Below are 18,720 nucleotides of genomic sequence, written 5' to 3'. Positions count from 1 at the left end.
CGGGGGGAGGAAGCGCAGTGTACTGGAGTACATGAGCATTCCGAGCCCCGTTTCAACGCAGTATGGGCGAGTGCAGATACATTTCAGACAGACCCTAAACATGAAAAGGGTGGCGTAGGCCGCCCTTTTCTATGGTCCCAGCCGTTACACTACAGAACTCGAGCCCTTCATGGCCTGTCACAGCATAGGTCGTGTCGAGGCGACCATTGATTGCTCAGGAGTAAAGCATGCGTAAACTGATTCTCAGCGCTGCGCTGGTCGCCGCCAGCGTATTCGGTATGGCCGCGGTGCAGGCCGCCGAGCCTGTGGCGGGCAAGGAATATATCGAGCTGAGCAACCCGGTCCCGGTCTCGCAGCCAGGCAAGATCGAAGTCGTCGAGCTGTTCTGGTACGGCTGCCCGCACTGCTACCACTTCGAACCCACCATCAATCCCTGGATCGACAAGCTGCCGGCCGACGTCAACTTCAAGCGCGTCCCGGCCATGTTCGGCGGCCCTTGGGATGCCCACGGCCAGATGTTCCTGACCCTCGAAGCCATGGGCGTCGAGCACAAGGTTCACGCCGCGGTCTTCGACGCCATCCAGAACCAGCGCAAGCGTCTGACCGACCCGCAGGACATGGCCGACTTCCTCGCCACCCAAGGCGTGGACAAGGACAAGTTCCTCGCTACCTTCAACTCGTTCGCCATCAAGGGCCAGGTCAACCAGGCCAAGGAACTGGCGAAGAAGTACGAAATCACCGGCGTACCGAGCATGGTGGTCAACGGCAAGTACCGCTTCGACCTGGGTACCGCTGGCGGGCCGGAAGGCGTCCTGAACGTCGCCGACCAACTGATCGCCAAGGAGCGTGCCGCTAAGTAAGCGGCGCAGCCATGGCCCGCTTGCGTACCACGCGAAGTGTTGGCCTGCATCAGCCGCGGGTCAACGAACATCATCTGCAGGCCCCAGGCCTGCCGGAGGATGGTCGCCTGCGGCTGCTCAGCTTCAATATCCAGGTCGGTATCAGCACCGAGCGCTACCGCCACTACCTGACCCGCAGCTGGCAGCACCTGCTGCCGCATACCGGGCGGGCCGGCAACCTGCAGAAGATCGGCGACCTGCTCGCTGATTTCGACCTGGTTGCCCTGCAGGAAGCCGACGGCGGCAGCCTGCGTTCGGGCTACGTCAACCAGGTCGAACACCTGGCCCAGCTCGGTGCCTTCCCCTACTGGTATCAGCAGCTCAACCGCAATCTCGGGCGTTTCGCCCAGCACAGCAACGGCGTGCTCAGCCGGCTCAAGCCCCAGCACCTTGAAGACCACCCCCTGCCCGGTCCGGCCGGTCGTGGGGCGATCCTGGTGCGTTTCGGCGAGGGCGAGGACGCGCTGATCGTGGTGATGATGCACCTGGCGCTCGGCGCCAAGACCCGCGCCCTGCAACTGGGGTATATCCGTGAGCTGATCGGCGGCTATCGCCATCAGATCCTCATGGGCGACATGAACACCCACGCCAACGACCTGCTCGAGCGCTCGCCCCTGCGCGACCTCGGACTGATCGCCCCACAGGTCGAGGCGACCTTCCCCAGCTGGCGCCCGCAACGCTGCCTGGATCACATCCTGCTCAGCCCGAGCCTGACGCTTGAGCGGGTCGAGGTGCTGTCGCAGCCGATTTCAGACCACCTGCCTGTCGCGGTCGAGATCCGATTGCCGGATGCCTTGACTGTGGATACCCTGCCGGTCGTGCGCTGACACACTCAAGAGTTCGCGCTTCGCGCCGAAATCCAGTATTCACATACCCTCTGATGCTATTACCGTTGCGGATCCAGGCATGACCGACGAAGCCGAGCGCTGGAAAGAAAAGTATCTGAAAAGCATCGAACGGCAGGAGAAGCTCGAGCGTCGATGGGAAGCTCGCCTCGACCTGCTGCGCCGTGGCCTGGTCCGCAGCACGCTGGCCGCCGAGGGTAGCGACAAGGTCGTCGACCAGTGCATGAAGGAGATGCGCGAGGTCATCCGCAGTGACAGCATGGACGCGGGGCTCGCCGGGCTTATCCCACGGCTTGAAAAGGCCGTGCTCGAGTCGGAGCAGCGTCGCGAAACGCGGATGAACCAGGTCAGCGATGCGCTGACCTCGCTGGTTTCCCAGTTGCAGGGGCTTGAGCTGCCCGGCGACGTTGCCCGTCCGCTCAAGAAGTTGGCCAAGAAGCTCGACGGCGGTGTCAGCCAGTCGCGTGAGTTGCCGCCGCTGCTTGGCGAGCTCAGCGGTCTGCAGGGGCGCGCGCTGTCGTCGCTGCGCAAGGCGACCGAGGAGGCCCGGCCAGGCTTCCTGCAACGCTTGTTTGGCGGTCGCGAAGAGGGTGCTCAGGCCGAAGCGCCGGAGCCGGAGCACGAACCGGCACCCTCGCGCGCAACGTCACAGAGCCAGGCCGTCGAGCCAACGGGCGAACCGTTGCCTGCGCGCGAACCTGAGCCACGATCCCCAGCCCCAGCCCCGAGCCCAGCCTCTGCGGCACACAGCACGATCGATGCTGATGAACTGGAGCCTCTGCCTGCGGCGCCCCGCTCTGTCGAGCCTGCCCCCGAGGCTCCAGCGCCGGTTGCGCAATTGGCTGGTGCTGCCGAGACGGAGGGGCCAGTTGACGAAGCCCGCGAGCCGGCGAGCATTGTCGAACCCGAGCCAGTCGCTCCCCCCGCCGAGTCCGAGCCTGTCGAGCCGGAGACCGCCGCCGACAGCACGCCAGCGGACGAAGCCCCCGCCACCGAGCCCCCGGAAGAACAACCGGCCGGTGAAGACGGCCCTTACGCCCTGCCTGATGCCGTCGAGCCGCCCTACAGCCAGGTCGCCGCGCACATCGAGGAAACCCTGATCGGCCTGCTCGACGACCTGAGCCTGCCGGAGCGCCACAAGGCCCAGGCCCTGGAAATGCGCGAGCGGGTGGCGCGCGGGCTGAACTGGTACGAGCTGATCCCGGTACTGGACGACCTGGCGGTGCTGATGCTGGCAATCAACGACAGCGGCCAGCATGAGTTCGAAGCCTATCTGCAGCAGATCAACGAACGCCTGGAGACCTTCCAGAGCCACCTGCAGGAGGCCAGCGAGGGGCACGCCGACAACAGCACTGCCGCTCGCGAGTTGGACAGTCAGCTGCGTGAACAGGTCGATGGCCTGCAAACCAGCGTCCAGGGCGCAGTGGACATCGACAGCCTCAAGCACCTGCTGGACCACCGGCTCGAGGGCCTGCTGGTCACCATGGATGACCACCAGCACGAACGCGATCGCCGTGAGCAGGAACTGGCCGGACGCCTGCAAGGCCTGGCCGAGCGAGTGGCGAGCATGGAGCAGGAGGCGCTTGGCTACCGTGAGCACCTGGAAGAACAGCGGCAGAAAGCACTGGTCGATCCGCTGACCGGGCTGCCCAATCGCGCCGCCTGGAGCGAACGGGTCGAGCGCGAGCTTGCCGACTGGCAGGAGAATGGCGGCCACCTGGCCATGGCCATCCTCGACCTCGATCATTTCAAACGCATCAACGACGGCTATGGCCACCTGGCCGGCGACAAGGTGCTGAAGATCGTTGCCGACCAGTTGCGCAAGCGCTTGCGCGGGCGCGACTTCATCGCCCGCTTTGGTGGCGAGGAGTTCGTCCTGCTGCTGCCCCAGACATCCCCTCCCGCAGCGCTGCAGGTCGCCGAAGCGCTGCGTGCGGCGATCGAGGCCTGCCCGTTTCACTTCAAGGGCGAGCGCGTGGTGATCACCACGTCCATCGGCGTCAGCGCCTTCCGCTCCGGCGAGCGTGGCGACCAGGTGCTCAAGCGTGCGGACGACGCGCTATACCGCGCCAAGGACCAGGGGCGCAATCGCGTCGAGCAAGGGTAACGAGTACCGCTACGCCAGCCCTGTTGCTTTCGACATGGGGCGTGCGCTCAGTCCGCTGAGCGGGCATCGTTGGGAATGGGTAATCGGCGATAGCACGTTATACTGTAGCGCTTATACCGACACATGACGTGCCTCCATCCGATGAAAACGTTCGCTACTGCCCTTCTCCTCATCCTGCTCGCCGGCTGCTCCAGCGGTCTGCGTATCGATCGCAGCCACACCTCGGCGAACCAGGACAGCCGCATCCAGTTCGTCGTCCTGCACTACACCAACGCTTCGCTGGAGCGCTCGCTGGCGCTGCTGACCCATGGCGAGGTCAGCAGCCATTACCTGGTTGGCGATGGCAATGCCACGGTCTACCAGCTGGTGGATGAAAGCCGCCGCTCCTGGCATGCCGGCGACAGTCAGTGGCAGGGCCGCACCTGGCTCAACTCCAGCTCGATCGGTATCGAGATCGTCAATCCCGGCTATACCGATACCCCCAGCGGACGTGTCTGGCACCCCTACAGCGAAGCGCAGATCGAGGCAGTGATCGCCTTGGTCAAGGATATCGTCCAGCGCTACAACATCCAGCCGCGCAACATCATTGGCCATAGCGACATCGCACCTTTGCGCAAGCTCGACCCGGGGCCGCTGTTCCCCTGGAAGCGCCTGGCTGACGCAGGCCTGGGGATCTGGCCGAACGCTGCCTCCGTGGCGCGCCAGCAGGTGTATTTCGAGGCCAATCCACCGAGCCCGCTCTGGTATCAGCAACAACTGGCCCGCTTCGGCTATGCCATCGAGCAGACTGGCGAGCTGGATGTCTCGACCCGCCATGTGATCGCCGCTTTCCAGATGCATTTCCGCGCGCAGCGCTTCGACGGCATGCCCGATGCGCAGACCGCGGCAATACTGCAGGTGCTCAACAGCATGCGGTAAATCAGGACCGCCCATCGCACCGCGCCAACTGCTCATCCAGTTGCTATACCTTTGGTATTCAACTGGATGCCGCGCATGTCTTCGCTGATCGCCTCTGTGCGCCAAATTTTCTACCGCCCCTGGCTGTTGGCCTCTCTGGTCGCGTTGGCCAGTGCTGCGCTGCTGCTGGCCGCCAGTGTCGGTGTCACCCTGCAGCAGATGAAACAGAGCGAAAGCGCGCAGATGAATGCCCGTGGCGAGCGTTTTCTCGAGCGCCTCGAGCAAGTGTTCGGCCAGTTGCGCGAGGGGGTCGACCAACTGCAGACGCTGCCGATGCGCGGCTGTGATGCAGCGATGTTGTCTGCGCTGCGTCAGGTGGGCCTGAGCTACCGCTTTGTCTACGAGGCGGTCTATGTCGACGGAGACATCGCCTGCTCCAGCCGCGGTGGGGAGCAGGTCATGCGGCCCATGCGCGCCCCCGACATCCAGGGGCCGACCTACAGTTACTGGCTGAACACCACCACCGAGCCGAACGAAAATCTTGCGGCGTTGATGCTGGGGCGTGGCCATTTCCTGGTGTCCACCTCACGCGGCCACCTGACCGACGTGGTCGATCTCCCGCCCGGTGGCAGCCTGCTGGTAGTGCTCGACCGCGGCAGCCGGGCGATCCCGGTGCTGGGCCCTCCCCAGCCCTGGCCACCTGCGCCGGACTGGCCGCCACCGTCACGCAAGGCGCTGATCGAGCTCAGCGACCGCCTCGTCTACCGGATGCCGACCAAGTCACCGGACTACCAACTCGTCCTCATCGCCCCCCGTGCAAGCCTGCCGCTGAAGCTCAACGGCATGCTCTGGTTGTTGTTCCCCGGTAGCCTGCTGCTCGCCTGCTGCATCGGCTGGCTGGTGCTGCAACTGATCCTGCAGCGGCGCTCGATGAGCTCGGAGTTGCAGCAGGCGCTGCGCCGTGGCGAGCTGCAGGTGCTCTACCAACCGATCTTCGAACTGGACAGCCGCCGTTGTGTCGGCGCCGAAGCACTGGTGCGCTGGCGCCGACCGGATGGCAGCCTGACCAGCCCGGAGCTGTTCATCCCGCTTGCCGAGAACACCGGGCAGATCCGCCCGATCACCGACTTCGTCCTGCAGCGGGTACTGGAGCAACTGGGCCAGTTGTTGCGGGCCAATCGGCACTTGTACATCTCGGTGAACCTGGCAGCGTGCGATGTGATGGTGCCGCGTATCGGCCGGGTCGCAGCGCGGTTGCTGGCCCAGCATCGGGTGTCCGCAACGCAGATCGCATTCGAAGTGACCGAGCGCGGCCTGATCGATGTGGTGGTGGCCCGCGACAATCTGCAGGCGCTGCGCTCGGTCGGGCATCAGGTACTGATCGATGATTTCGGCACTGGCTACTGCAGCCTGGCCTACCTGCAGACCCTGCCTGTCGATTGCCTGAAGATCGACAAGGCGTTCATCGACGCCCTGGGCCACGACGCCGCCAGCAGCGGCGTCGCCCCGCATATCATCCGCATGGCCCATGACCTGCACCTGCGGGTGATCGCCGAGGGGATCGAGTGCGAGGACCAGGCCGTGTTGCTCAACAGCGAAGGGGTCAACTATGGGCAGGGTTGGCTGTTCGCCCATCCGCTCAACGCCCGACAGTTCGCCGAGCTGATCACGCGCGGACGGCGGATGGGCGGGCGGCGAATCGATGATGAGCCTTGAACAGGCGCCTCAGACCGGCAGGGCCATGTAGAACTGCGTCCCCTGCCCCGGCCGAGAGAACACGCCCATGCGCCCGCCATGCAGTTGCACGATTTCCTTGCACAGGGCCAGGCCCAGCCCCGCGCCACCCTTCTTGCGCCCCACCTGCACGAACGGCTCGAAGATTCGCCCCTGCTGGCCATAGGCAATGCCTTCGCCGTCGTCCTCGACGCTGATGATCACCCGCTCGGCATGCCGTCGTGCGTGCAGGCGAATGTGCCCGCCACTGGCGGTGTGGCGGATGGCGTTGTGCAGCAGGTTGTCCAGCACCCGGTCGATCTGCGCAAGGTCGACCTGGATGTGCGGCAAGGGAGGCTCCAGCTCGCTGACCAGTTCGATCTGCTTGTGCGCCGCCGACTCGGCGAAGCGTGCCCGGGCCCGTTCCAGCAGGTCATCGAGTGTGCAGGGCGCCAGTTCCAGTTTCTGCAGCCCGCTCTGGTAGCGAGAGAAATTGAGCAGGTCGTTGATCAGCTGGGTCAGACGCTGCATTTCTTCGCCGATGGTGTCGAGCAGATCGTTTTCCCGCGCTTCGGGCGGGAACGAGACCCGTTCGCGCAGCAGGCCGAAAGCCATATGCATGCCGGTGACCGGGGTGCGCAGTTCATGGGAGGCACGCAGGACGAACTCGCTGCGTACGCGCTCGAATGCACGCTGTTCGGTCACGTCATGCAACACCATCACCGCGCCGAGAATCGGCCCTTGCGGGTGGCTGACGGGTGTCAGACTGAAGGTCAGCAGACGATTCTCTTCGTCCACCTCGATGCTCAGGTCATCCGGTGGCCGGTCCAGGCTGCCGCCGCGCAGCACCTGGCGCATCTGTTGCTCCAGCTCCGGGCGGTTCAGGGCTTCGGCCAGGCTGCTGCCGAGCCGCGAGGCATTCCAGCCCAACTGCCGTTGGGCCACGGGGTTGAGGTGTTCCAGGCGACCTTGGCGATCGATGATCAGCAGGCCATCGTCGATGCTGTCGAGCACAGCCTGCAGGCGCTGCTGGCCGGCCAGCAGCTCATCGACATTGGTGGCCTGGTGCTTGCGCAGGGCGTCGGCCATCAGGCCGAAACGGCGGGTCAATTGGTTGAGTTCGGTGGCTTGGGTCACAGGTAGGGTAACGTCGAAGTTGCCTTGGCCAACCTGGTCGGCTGCCTTGGCCAAGGCCTCGATCGGCTGGCCGAAGCGACGCGCGATGTTATGCGCGGTGATGAAGCCCAGCACCACCACCGCCAGGCCCATCAGGCCCAATGCACCACTGACCAGCAGGGCATGATCGCGAGCGTGTTCTTCGCTGCGGGAAATGTGCTCCAGCGCCTGCTTGTGCGAGTCGATCAGGTCGGTACGGACCTGGTTGAACGCGGCGCCCAAAGGGTCGTCGACGCCCATGCTGCGCGACGGTGAGGTGCTGTCGCGATAGGCCTGGAGGAAGGTCTGGTAGTTGCTGCTGGCCTTGCTGAATCCGGTGCGTTCACCGCCCTGTTCGAGGCCTGCCACCAATAGCGCCTGGAAGTTTTCCTGCAGGCTTGCCAGGCTTTTCGGATCGGTATCTGGATCGAGTATCAGGTTCAACTGCTCGCCCAGGTTCTGCCGCAGCTTGAGCCCGACTTCCAGGGTATGGGTGGTGTCACGCACCAGCTTTTGCTGCACCGCTGCCATCTGCAGCACGCTGATCAGCCCCAGCAGCAACCCCAGCAACGCTACCGTCACCAGTGCCGAGATGCTCAGGAACAGCCGCGTGCGCAGCTTCATGGGCCACTTCACAGGTTGTACTGCTTGCGCTTGCGGTACAGGGTGGAGGCATCGATACCGAGGGTCTTGGCGGCCTGGTCGAGGGTATCGCTGGCTGCCAGGACGGCACCGATGTGGGCGCGCTCCAGCTCATCGAGGCTTAACGCTGCGCCAACCTTCGGGGCGTTGCCGGTGGGCTGCTCGCCCATCCCCAGGTGGCTGATTTCCACGCGCTCCTGCGGGCAGATGATGCTGGCGCGCTCCACCACGTTGCGCAGTTCGCGGATGTTGCCCGGCCAGCGGTAGTTGAGCAGTGCCGCACGGGCCTCGTCGCTGAATCCCCGCGCCGGGCGCGAATACTCCTTCACGAAACGGGCGAGGAAGCGATCGGCGAGCGTGAGGATGTCCTCGCTGCGCTCGCGCAGTGGCGGCAGGTGCAGGGTGATGACGTTGAGGCGGTACAGCAGGTCTTCACGGAAGCGGCTCTCGCGCACCATCTCCTCAAGGTTGAGGTTGGTTGCGGCGAGGATGCGAACGTCCGCCCGACGGGTGACCGGATCGCCGACCCTTTCGTATTCCTTGTCCTGGATGAAACGCAGCAGTTTTGGCTGCAGGGTCAGTGGGAAATCACCGATTTCGTCGAGGAACAGCGTGCCGCCGTCCGCCTGGCTGACCCGCCCGAGCGTGCTCTCGCTGGCGCCGGTGAAGGCGCCGCGGGTATGACCAAACAGTTCGCTTTCCATCAGCTCGGCGTTCAGCGAGGGGCAGTTGATGGTCACGCAGGCCTTGCGTGCGCGCTTGCTCCAGCCGTGAATGGCGCGGGCCAGTTCGCCCTTGCCGGTGCCGGACTCGCCCAGGATGAGGATATTGGCATCGGTGGTCGCCACCTGCCGCGCGGTTTCCAGCACCGCCATCATTTGCGGGCTGTGCGAGTCGAGACCGTCCTTGGGCTTGCGCACTTCACCTTCCAGCGCTTCCAGGCGCGCCGACAGTTGGCGCACCTCCAGTTGCTTGGCGGTGGCCAGGCGCAACTGGTCGGGGCTGCAGGGTTTGACCAGATAGTCGGCAGCGCCGGCCTGGATGGCATCCACTGCGGTATCGATCGCCGAGTGTGCAGTGACGATCACCACGCGCATCCAGGGCGCCTGGATGCGCATCTGGGCCAGCACGTCTAGGCCGTTGTCCTCTCCCAGGCGCAGGTCGAGGAAGCACAGATCGAACACCTGGCGTTGCAACAGGGTCTCTGCCTGAACGGCACTGTTGGCCGTGGCGACGCTGTAGCCCTCGTCTTCGAGGCAGTAACGGAAGGTGCGCAGGATCGCGGACTCGTCGTCCACCAGCAGAATGCGGCCTTGCTTGTCCTGGGCTGGTTCCATTTTTCCTGCGCTCCTATGGGATTGATCTCAGTTAGTGTCGGAAAAATCGGGCAAGTTGCATGGTCGATTCTGAAGGATTCCGTCCTGTGCATGCTAGCTGTTGCTCTGTTTATTGGCTAACAGATTGAAATAAATAGATTTTCCAGCATTCGTGACGCTGGCATGCAGGTTGCGAGGTTGGTTGGATTTGTTACGAAAAGGAGAAGTGCCATGCCTTTGTTCCCACGTCATTGCGCCCTGGCTGCGGGCCTGCTGCTGGCAGTCGGTCCCGTTGTCGCCGACCCGTTGCAGGATGCACGACTGGAGGGGGCCGTGCAGACTGCGGTTTCTCTCAACAAGGTACTCAATCCGTTCCGCATAGAGGTGCAGGTGGAGGGGCAGCAGGCCCGCCTCAGCGGTGAGGTGGAAAATCCTGTCGAGCGCGACCTGGCCGAGCGTGTCGCCCTGGCCACCCGCGGTATCGAGCGTGTGGATAACCGCCTGCAGGTCAATGCCGAGCTGGCGGAGCAGCCGCTTGAGCGGCGTGCCTACGCCCAACGCCTTGAGGACGCCACCTTGACCGCGATCATCCGCGCGCGCCTGCTCTGGAGCCGGGTGACGGAAAAGGCGCCAATCGAGGTCGAGAGCCGCGAGGGCGTGGTGACCATGCGCGGTCGCGTCGACAACGTCGAGGCCAAGGAGCTGGCCGGGGTCATCGCCCGTACCAGCGAGGGTGTGTACCTGGTCAACAACCTGATCAGCCTGGATTCCGCAGCCATGGCCCAGGCCCGTGAAAATCCGCCGACTGTTCCGACAGGGCCGCAGCCCAGCGATGCCTGGATCATCGACAAGGTGCAAAGCAGCTTGCGCTATAGCCGTAATCTCGACGGGCCGAACATCAAAGTCGCGAGCCAGGAAGGCCTGGTGCGGCTGTCTGGCGAGGTGGTCAGCCAGGAGCAGAAGACCATCGCCGTGCAGATTGCGGGGCAGATCCTCGGAGTACGGGGCGTGGATGCCGACCTGCTGAAGGTGGCGAGCAAAGTGGAAGGTTGAATCGTGCAAAACGCACGGCCTGCAACAAGGCATCGTGCAGGATACGTCCTTGCTGTATTTTCTATTTGTGCATAACTAGCTGATTTATAAAGATTTTTTCGAGATGAAAAAGCTGGCATGCAGGCTGCAATAACTCCCTCAAGGTTTGGATAACAAATACAGCAGGAGGAGCCGGCATGAATCGCCAATCAGTCAACCGTTCGCAGGACGCAGCGCTGCCCGTGCATCAGTTTCTGTACCTGGCGATGGCACTGGTACTGACCCTCGCCGGCGGCCTGTTCTATCACAGCTGGCAGACCGCTCGCCTGGCCGACCAGGTAGCTGCTCAGACTGCGTTGTTGACGCAATTGAAGACGAATCACGCCACCACCCTGGTCAAGGCGGCACAGCCGCTGCCTTCGGCCAATGCTTCGCCGGCCACCCTGGAAAACATCGTTCCTCAGGAACGCTGGGTGTTCTAGTGCCACACCGCCCCGATCCCGAAAAGAAAGGAGAAACACCATGCTGAGCTGGGCTATCACATTCCTGATCATCGCCATTGTCGCCGCAGTGCTGGGCTTCGGTGGTATCGCCGGCGCCGCAACTGGTATCGCGAAGATCCTGTTCATTGTCTTCCTGGTCCTGTTCGTCGCTTCCTTCTTCTTCGGACGCGGTAGAGGACGCCCATGAGCAGGATGCTCTTTAATGCCCTGGTCACCGCCCTGCTCGTGGGCGGTGGCTCGGCGGCGATGGCAGCCAATGACGGTCAGGTGCGGGCTAACCAGTTGCTGGGGTCGGACCCGGAATACCGCCAGACCTGGCAGAAGACCATAAAGAATGAAGAACGCCTGCCCGAGTGGGTGATCAACCTCAGCGGCAGCTCTGCGCAGCAGATGTCTGCGGTGACCGAGGACGGCGACAAGTATCTGGTCGGCCCTCTCTGCGAGTCGGACGACAACTGCACGTACAAGCGCCTGATCGTTGCGTTCAGCTGGGACAAGGATGAAGCCTACGGGATGCTCGTGGAGGTTCCCGAAGGTCTGCCCTCAGACAAGTCGCCGACCCGCCATGCGGATTATCGCTGGCTGGGCGAGCCGGATGACGGCATGAAGAAGCTGCTGCAGGAGCAGCTCAAGCGCGATCCGAACTGGTACTGACCTAGGGTCGCGCACCGTAATCGGATGGACGTTGAACGTATTTACCGTTGCGTCGTCCATGATGCGCCGCCTCGAGGAGAGGCAGCACATGACCAGGGGGCCGGGCTGTTCTGATCGCGTCAGGATCGGAGTGGCCTAGGGGTACAGGGAGTACCTCCGACGAGGGCCGGGTCAGGAGAGACAGCATCGGAAGATCCAGGTCAGTGGTGTCGGAAAAGGCACTAACACTCGACCTGGCTTCCGAAGCGTCCTTACAGAAATTTCCCTTCCAGAACGTACTTGTACGATTTTTCTCTCAAGACACATTTTGTCGTAACCGTATATCGAATTTTTTCCCCTCGATTGCGCTGTGCGCAGGGTGTGTTTTCTTCCATTCGGATTGTCGAACAACCCCCCACCACCCTCCAACTGATCCTGTCGTTTCTGCCTAAAAATGGCGGTTTGGTCTTGTTCGGAAAACCGAACGCCTGGATTTTTTGGCCGCTGAATTGGCCGATTTGCGGTCTTTTCCTATGCCGATTCGGCATGGGGTAGTCGTTTCCGGCATTAGACTGGCCCTGTCCACGTCGCAATAGTTGCCGCCTTTTTAGCTGGCCCGAGCGCTCGTTCGCTCGCTGGCGTTGACCTGAGAACAGGGTCGCCAGACGGAAGCCAATCGCTGCCCGTGACGTTGCCAAAGGCTCTGGGACGCGCTTTTCCGATCTGCTGGCCATGACCACTACAACAAAGGTAACGACATGAAGAAGGCAAAACTGAGCCTCGCCTGGCAGATCGTGATCGGTCTCGTCCTGGGCGTTGCAGTCGGCGCGCTACTGAATCATTTCAGTGCAGAAAAGGCATGGTGGATCAGCAACGTCCTCCAGCCCGCCGGCGACATCTTCATTCGCCTGATCAAGATGATCGTCGTCCCGATCGTGATTTCGTCGCTGATCGTGGGCATCGCCGGGGTTGGCGACGCGAAGAAACTGGGCAGCATCGGCCTGAAGACCATTCTCTACTTCGAAGTGGTGACCACCATCGCCATCGTCGTCGGTCTGGTACTGGCCAATGTGTTCCACCCAGGTGCCGGCATCGACATGAGCACCCTGGGCACCGTCGACATCTCCAAGTACCAGGCCACGGCGGCCGAGGTACAGCATGAGCATGCGTTCATCGAGACCCTGCTCAACCTGATCCCATCGAATATCTTCGCAGCGCTGATGCGTGGCGAGATGCTGCCGATCATCTTCTTCTCGGTCATGTTCGGCATGGGCCTCTCGAGCCTCAACGCCGACCTGCGCGAGCCGCTGGTGCGTACCTTCCAGGGTGTGTCGGAGACCATGTTCAAGGTCACCCACATGATCATGAACTACGCCCCGATCGGCGTATTCGCCCTGATCGCCGCGACCGTTGCCAACTTCGGTTTCGCCTCGCTGCTGCCGCTGGCCAAGCTGGTGCTGCTGGTGTACTTCGCCATCGCCTTCTTCGCCTTCATGGTGCTGGGCCTGGTGGCACGCGTGTTCGGCTTCTCGATCATCAAGATCATGCGCATCATGAAGGACGAGCTGATCCTCGCCTACTCCACCTCCAGTTCCGAGACCGTGCTGCCGCGCGTGATCGAGAAGATGGAGAAGTACGGTGCGCCGAAGTCGATCTGCTCCTTCGTGGTACCGACCGGCTACTCGTTCAACCTCGACGGTTCGACCCTTTACCAGAGCATCGCGGCGATCTTCATCGCCCAGCTGTACGGCATCGACCTGTCGATCAGCCAACAGCTGCTGCTGGTGCTGACCCTGATGGTCACCTCCAAGGGTATCGCCGGTGTGCCGGGCGTCTCCTTCGTGGTGCTGCTGGCGACCCTGGGCAGCGTGGGCATTCCGCTGGAAGGCCTGGCCTTCATCGCCGGGGTCGACCGCATCATGGACATGGCCCGTACCGCACTGAACGTGGTGGGCAACGCCCTGGCCGCCGTGGTGATCGCCAAGTGGCAAGGCATGTACGACAGCGCCAAGGGCGAGGCGTACTACAACTCGCTGTTCCAGGCCAACGGCAAGAAAAAAGAAGCGGTGGTGGCGGGCAAGACCGTCAACCAGTAAGCCTCTGGTTGCAAGCAAGAGCCCCGACCCGTCGGGGCTTTTTGCATTGTGGAGTCCGCACCACCCCTGTCGGCCGCTCTTGCAGAGATCGGATTCAGGGCGCCTATGCGCTATCATTCGGGCATTTTTCAGGGGGATTGCAGATGCTCAACGGCCTCTGGCTCGGCTTTTTCGTGGTAGCGGCCATCTCCGCCCTGGCCCAGTGGCTGGTCGGTGGCAACGCGGGAATCTTCGCCGCGATGGTCGAGAGCATCTTCGCCATGGCCAAGCTGTCGGTCGAGGTCATGGTCCTGCTGTTCGGTACCCTCACCTTGTGGCTGGGCTTTCTCAAGATTGCCGAAAAGGCCGGTATCGTCGAATGGCTGGCCAAGGTTCTCGGCCCGCTGTTCGCGCGTCTGATGCCGGAAGTGCCGCCTGGCCACCCTGCCCTGGGCCTGATCACCATGAACTTCGCTGCCAACGGCCTGGGCCTGGACAACGCCGCCACGCCCATCGGCCTGAAGGCCATGCGTGCGTTGCAGGAGCTCAACCCCAGCAGCACCACGGCGAGCAACGCGCAGATCCTGTTCCTGGTGCTCAACGCCTCGTCGCTGACCCTGCTGCCGGTCACCATCTTCATGTACCGCGCCCAGCAAGGCGCTCCCGACCCGACGCTGGTGTTCCTGCCCATCCTGCTGGCGACCAGCGTCTCGACCCTGGTCGGCCTGCTGTCGGTTGCGGTGATGCAGCGCCTGCGCCTGTGGGATCCGGTGGTGCTGGCCTACTTCATCCCCGGCGCCCTGCTGCTGGGTGGCTTCATGGCGTTTCTCGGCACGTTGTCGGCGGCTGCGTTGGCGAGCCTATCGTCGATCCTTGGCAACCTGACGCTGTTCGGCGTGATCATGCTGTTTCTGGTGATCGGTGCGTTGCGCAAGGTGAAGGTCTACGAGGCCTTCGTCGAGGGCGCCAAAGAAGGCTTCGACGTCGCCAAGAGCCTGTTGCCCTATCTGGTCGCGATGCTGGTCGCAGTGGGTGTACTGCGTGCCTCCGGGGCGCTGGAGCTGGCGCTGGGCGGCATCCGCCATGCGGTCGAGTGGATGGGCGTGGACAGCCGCTTCGTGGAAGGCCTGCCCACGGCACTGGTCAAGCCGTTCTCCGGCAGCGCGGCGCGGGCGATGCTGATCGAGACCATGCAGACCCACGGCGTCGACAGCTTCCCTGCGCTAGTGGCCGCGACCATTCAGGGCAGTACCGAAACCACCTTCTACGTGCTGGCGGTGTACTTCGGCGCCGTGGGCATCCAGCGCGTGCGCCACGCAGTGGGCTGCGCGCTGCTGGCCGAGCTGTCTGGGGTGATCGCGGCGATCTTCGTCTGCTACTGGTTCTTCGCCTGAGCCTGCATCCGTGAGGCCTGGGCGACTGTCCAGTCCACCACCTGGCGCGCGAGCTGGTCGCTGGCAGCGCCAAAGCCGCTGACCACTGCCGGCACCTGCTTGTCGGCCAGTGGCTGGAGCACCTCGAAGCGTTGGCTGGCAAGGATGCGCTGGCTGCGCCCTTGCACCAGCCGCGCGTCGTAGCGGATCAGTACCTGCACCCCGTTTTCGCGGTACTCGCTCTGGAACGCTTGCAGCTCACCCGCCAGCTCGTAGTCGGCCTGCAGATTGCTGTCATCGGCGCTCAGGCGCTGCACCCGGCCGTCCCGCTGGAAGGCATCGAGCAGGCGATTGCGCACCAGCAGTGGCACCGGATCGCTCCAGCGCGCGCCCTTGTAGCTGCTGATCACGTCGCCTTGCGCAATCACGGCGATACGCGGCCCGGCCAGGACTTCGCTGGCCAGCGGCTTGTTCAGGCGCAGCGACCAATCCACGGGTGTCGCCGGGCGGCTCTGCTGGTTCACCGGCAGGCGATAGATATCGGTGGGCTCGGCCTGTGGCAGGATCGAGCAGGCGCTGGCCAGGCTCAGCAGGCTGCCTGCGGCGAGCAGGCGAAGGGAGGGCCTCATGGCTGGAACTCCTTGGTTGGGTCGCGGCCCAGCAGGTAGCCGCTGGGGTCGGCCTCCAGGCGCCGGGAGATGCCCTTGAGGGCATTGAGGGTTTCGCGCAGCTCGCGGATTGCCGGGGCCAGCTGATTCAGGCCTTGGGCGCCGTCGTCGAGCGCCTCGCGGTTGTTCTTGAGCAGGTCATTGATGGTCGCGGTGCTCTGAGCCAGCGACTGCATGGCCTGCTCCGCGCTGCCGAAGGCTTGCTTGCCCTCGCTGCCGAGCAGGCCATTGGCGTTGCGCATCAGCGCCTGTGTCTCGGCCAGGGTGGCGCTGGCCTGTTTGCCGACCTGGCCGAGTTGCTCGATGGCCTGGGCGATGCCGCCCTTCTGGCTGGCGAAGGCACCGGTAGTCTGTTCGAGGTTGGCCAGGGTGTTGCTCAGGCGTTCGATGTTGTTTTCCGAGAACATCTGGTTGGCGTTGTGCAGCAGCAGGTTGATGTTGGTCACCAGGTCGCTGCTGTCGTTGAGCAGGCGTGAGATCGGCGACGGCGAGGCGACGATCACCGGCAGCTGTCCGTCCTTGCCCTTGAGCGATGGGCTCTGCGGCGTGCCGCCGCTGAGCTGGATGAACGAGTTGCCGGTCACCCCGGCGAGCGTGAGCTTGGCCTGGGTGTCTTCCTTCACCGGTGTGTCGGCGCTCAGGCGGATGCGTGCCAGTACCCGGCGCGGGTCCTGCGGGTCGAGGCGCAAGGTGCTGACATCGCCGACCTTGATGCCGTTGTACTGCACCGCGCTTCCCCGGGACAGGCCCGAAACGGCCTCGTTGAACACCACTTCATAATCTTTGAAGGCATCGTCGACGCTGGACTTGGTCAGCCACAGGCCGAACAGCATGGCGCCGGCCACGACCAGCACGGTGACCAGTCCGATGAGGACGTGATGAGCTCGGGTTTCCATCGTCAGTGCTCCTGTCCCGCGCTTGCGGCTGCCTGTTCGGCTGCACGTCCGCGCGGGCCGTGAAAGTATTCGTGAATCCAGGGATCGTCGGTGCGTTCGACCTCGGCCAGCGGGCCTGCGACCAGTACCCTCTTCTGCGACAGCACCGCCACCCGGTCGGTGATGGTGTAGAGGGTGTCCAGGTCGTGGGTGATGAGGAACACCGAAAGCCCGAGGGCGTCGCGCAGGGTCAGGATCAGTTGGTCGAATGCCGCTGCGCCGATCGGGTCCAGGCCTGCGGTGGGTTCGTCGAGGAACAGGATGTCCGGGTCCAGTGCCAGCGCGCGGGCCAGGGCCGCGCGCTTGATCATGCCGCCGGACAGCGAGGCCGGGTACTTGTCGGCGGCGCTGATCGGCAGCCCCGCCAGCGCCAGCTTGACCCCGGCCAGGTGTTCGGCGTCGGCGCGTGACAGCCCGGCATGCTCGATCAACGGCAACGCGACGTTCTCGGTGACGGTCAGTGACGAGAACAACGCGCCCTTCTGGAACAGCACACCGAAGCGCCGTTCCACCTGCGAGCGTTGGTCGTCGTTCAGCGTGGCCAGGTCCTGGCCGAACACCTTCACCCTGCCCTCGTTGGGCCGACGCAGGCCGACGATGCTGCGCAGCAGCACCGACTTGCCGCTCCCCGAACCGCCGACCACGGCGAGGATCTCGCCGCGGTACAGGTCCAGGTCGAGGTTCTCGTGCACGCTCTGACTACCGAAACGGTTGCACAGGCCACGGGCTTCGATCACCGCTTCACGTGTGCCACTCACCAGCCCATCTCCATGAAGAACAACGCAGCCACGGCATCCAGCACGATGACCACGAAGATCGATTGCACCACCGCCGAGGTAGTGTGGGCCCCGACCGACTCGGCGCTGCCACTGACCTTGAAGCCTTCCAGGCAGCCGATGGCGGCGATCAGGAAAGCGAAGAACGGCGCCTTGAGCAGGCCGACCAGGAAGTGCTGCACGCCAATGTCGCTCTGCAGCAGCGAGAGGAACATGGCCGGCGGGATGTCCAACGACAGCGCACAGACCACCGCGCCGCCGACGATGCCGCAGACCATGGCGACGAAGGTCAGCAGCGGCAAGGCGATCAGCAGCGCCAGGACCCGCGGCACCACCAGCAGTTCGATGGGGTTCAGGCCCAGGGTGCGGATGGCGTCAATCTCCTCGTTGGCCTTCATCGAGCCGAGCTGCGCGGTGAAGGCGCTGGCCGTGCGCCCGGCCATCAGGATCGCGGTGAGCAGCACGGCGAATTCGCGCAGGAAGGAGAAGGCCACCAGGTCGACGGTAAAGACCGTCGCACCGAAGTCGGCCAGCACCGTGGCCCCGAGAAAGGCCACTACGGCGCCGACCAGGAAGGTCAGCAAGGCGACGATGGGCGCGGCGTCCAGGCCTGTCTGCTCGATGTGCGCGACCACCGGGGTGACCCGCCACTTGTGTGGTTGCAGGAGCCGGGTGGCGAGGGTGGCGAGGATCAGGCCGACGAAACCGAGCAGTTGCCGGGTGTCCTGCCAGAGCGTGTCGACGGCGCAGCCGATGCGTGCGAGCAATTGCAGCAGGACCGGTTGTTCGGCTTCCTTGATCGGGATGCAGTAGTCCTGCACCGAGCCATACACCGTCCTGAGCAAGGCTCGGCTGGCCTCGGGGAGCCCGTCGGTGCAGTGCGACAGGCGCTCGGCGCCCAGTAACTCGGCCAGCAGCGAGGCACCGGCGGTGTCCAGGCGCCCAAGCTGGCTGAGGTCGGCGATCGTGTCGGCACCGTACTGGTCGCGCAGGCGCTCGCTGTCGCGCTTGAGGCTGGTGTAGTGGGCCAGGGTCCAGTCGCCGGCGATCAGCAGGCGCGCGGGGTGCTGGCGGGTGTCGAGGGTGGCGCTGGGCTCCATGCTTCTGACTCTGCACGACGGCGGTGGGTCAGATCATAGCCTGTTGCAGCG

The 18,720-nt window shown here is 63.9% G+C and carries 17 protein-coding genes; 11 read left to right on the top strand and 6 right to left on the bottom strand.

Going from position 1 to position 18,720, the window contains the following annotated elements; genetic code table 11:
- Positions 1 to 227 precede the first annotated feature (227 nt).
- The 5 genes from dsbA to F6X62_RS05395 all read left to right on the top strand — a co-directional run bounded on the left by dsbA (position 228) and on the right by F6X62_RS05395 (position 6,464).
- The gene (gene dsbA / locus F6X62_RS05415) at positions 228 to 860 is read left to right on the top strand and encodes a thiol:disulfide interchange protein DsbA (protein ID WP_063542006.1); all 633 of its coding nucleotides are present in this window, start codon (positions 228 to 230) and stop codon (positions 858 to 860) included.
- Positions 861 to 871: 11 nt separating this feature from the next.
- The gene (locus F6X62_RS05410) at positions 872 to 1,726 is read left to right on the top strand and encodes an endonuclease/exonuclease/phosphatase family protein (RefSeq protein WP_063542008.1); all 855 of its coding nucleotides are present in this window, start codon (positions 872 to 874) and stop codon (positions 1,724 to 1,726) included.
- Positions 1,727 to 1,805: 79 nt separating this feature from the next.
- Entirely contained in the window at positions 1,806 to 3,851 is a 2,046-nt protein-coding gene (locus F6X62_RS05405) for a GGDEF domain-containing protein (protein ID WP_153772901.1), read from the top strand.
- Positions 3,852 to 3,992: 141 nt separating this feature from the next.
- Positions 3,993 to 4,769, top strand: a complete 777-nt coding sequence (locus tag F6X62_RS05400) for an N-acetylmuramoyl-L-alanine amidase (RefSeq protein WP_054893347.1) — start codon at positions 3,993 to 3,995, stop codon at positions 4,767 to 4,769.
- A gap of 75 nt (positions 4,770 to 4,844) precedes the next feature.
- Positions 4,845 to 6,464, top strand: coding sequence for an EAL domain-containing protein (locus F6X62_RS05395; RefSeq protein WP_054893346.1), 1,620 nt, complete (start codon positions 4,845 to 4,847; stop codon positions 6,462 to 6,464).
- Between the two features lie 9 nt (positions 6,465 to 6,473).
- On the opposite strand, the gene F6X62_RS05390 is transcribed toward F6X62_RS05395, so the two are convergent.
- Positions 6,474 to 8,240: a KinB sensor domain-containing domain gene (locus F6X62_RS05390; protein ID WP_153772900.1), complete on the bottom strand. Its 1,767-nt coding sequence runs from the start codon at positions 8,238 to 8,240 to the stop codon at positions 6,474 to 6,476.
- 8 nt (positions 8,241 to 8,248) lie between these two features.
- The gene (gene algB / locus F6X62_RS05385; protein WP_054893344.1) at positions 8,249 to 9,595 is read right to left on the bottom strand and encodes a sigma-54-dependent response regulator transcription factor AlgB; all 1,347 of its coding nucleotides are present in this window, start codon (positions 9,593 to 9,595) and stop codon (positions 8,249 to 8,251) included.
- 210 nt (positions 9,596 to 9,805) lie between these two features.
- Here algB and F6X62_RS05380 point away from each other — a divergent pair, with 210 nt between their 5' ends.
- From F6X62_RS05380 to F6X62_RS05355, 6 genes are all read left to right on the top strand, one after another.
- On the top strand, positions 9,806 to 10,627 hold the full coding sequence (locus F6X62_RS05380) for a BON domain-containing protein (RefSeq protein ID WP_054893343.1): 822 nt from the start codon (positions 9,806 to 9,808) through the stop codon (positions 10,625 to 10,627).
- A 176-nt stretch (positions 10,628 to 10,803) separates the two neighbouring features.
- The gene (locus tag F6X62_RS05375) at positions 10,804 to 11,088 is read left to right on the top strand and encodes a hypothetical protein (RefSeq protein ID WP_063542018.1); all 285 of its coding nucleotides are present in this window, start codon (positions 10,804 to 10,806) and stop codon (positions 11,086 to 11,088) included.
- A 40-nt stretch (positions 11,089 to 11,128) separates the two neighbouring features.
- A complete protein-coding gene (locus F6X62_RS05370) occupies positions 11,129 to 11,296 on the top strand; it encodes a DUF1328 domain-containing protein (protein WP_028695791.1) in 168 nt (55 codons plus the stop codon).
- Entirely contained in the window at positions 11,293 to 11,763 is a 471-nt protein-coding gene (locus F6X62_RS05365) for an inhibitor of vertebrate lysozyme family protein (protein ID WP_063542020.1), read from the top strand. Before F6X62_RS05370 ends, F6X62_RS05365 begins: the two co-directional genes overlap by 4 nt.
- Positions 11,764 to 12,500: 737 nt before the next feature.
- Positions 12,501 to 13,838: a glutamate/aspartate:proton symporter GltP gene (gene gltP / locus F6X62_RS05360; protein WP_054893340.1), complete on the top strand. Its 1,338-nt coding sequence runs from the start codon at positions 12,501 to 12,503 to the stop codon at positions 13,836 to 13,838.
- 143 nt (positions 13,839 to 13,981) lie between these two features.
- Entirely contained in the window at positions 13,982 to 15,211 is a 1,230-nt protein-coding gene (locus F6X62_RS05355; RefSeq protein WP_054893339.1) for a nucleoside recognition domain-containing protein, read from the top strand.
- Here the strand turns inward: F6X62_RS05355 and F6X62_RS05350 are convergent.
- From F6X62_RS05350 to F6X62_RS05335, 4 genes are read right to left on the bottom strand one after another with little or no spacing between them, the layout of a single operon-like run.
- Positions 15,193 to 15,819, bottom strand: a complete 627-nt coding sequence (locus tag F6X62_RS05350; RefSeq protein WP_054893338.1) for an ABC-type transport auxiliary lipoprotein family protein — start codon at positions 15,817 to 15,819, stop codon at positions 15,193 to 15,195. The two genes, F6X62_RS05355 and F6X62_RS05350, sit on opposite strands and share 19 nt — an antisense overlap.
- Positions 15,816 to 16,754, bottom strand: a complete 939-nt coding sequence (locus F6X62_RS05345) for an MlaD family protein (protein WP_065864707.1) — start codon at positions 16,752 to 16,754, stop codon at positions 15,816 to 15,818. The genes F6X62_RS05350 and F6X62_RS05345 overlap by 4 nt, the downstream gene beginning before the upstream one ends.
- Positions 16,755 to 16,756: 2 nt before the next feature.
- Positions 16,757 to 17,551 (bottom strand): ABC transporter ATP-binding protein, encoded by a 795-nt coding sequence (locus tag F6X62_RS05340; protein ID WP_054893336.1) that lies wholly within the window; start codon positions 17,549 to 17,551, stop codon positions 16,757 to 16,759.
- A complete protein-coding gene (locus F6X62_RS05335) occupies positions 17,548 to 18,669 on the bottom strand; it encodes an ABC transporter permease (protein WP_153772899.1) in 1,122 nt (373 codons plus the stop codon). Before F6X62_RS05335 ends, F6X62_RS05340 begins: the two co-directional genes overlap by 4 nt.
- Between the last annotated feature and the right edge of the window lie 51 nt (positions 18,670 to 18,720).

The sequence above is a fragment of the Pseudomonas sp. MNR3A genome (genome assembly GCF_009650575.1).
GTDB lineage: Bacteria > Pseudomonadota > Gammaproteobacteria > Pseudomonadales > Pseudomonadaceae > Aquipseudomonas > Aquipseudomonas machongensis.
Note: the sequence above shows the minus strand (reverse complement) of the source record. Positions and strands in the feature narration are given on the sequence as shown.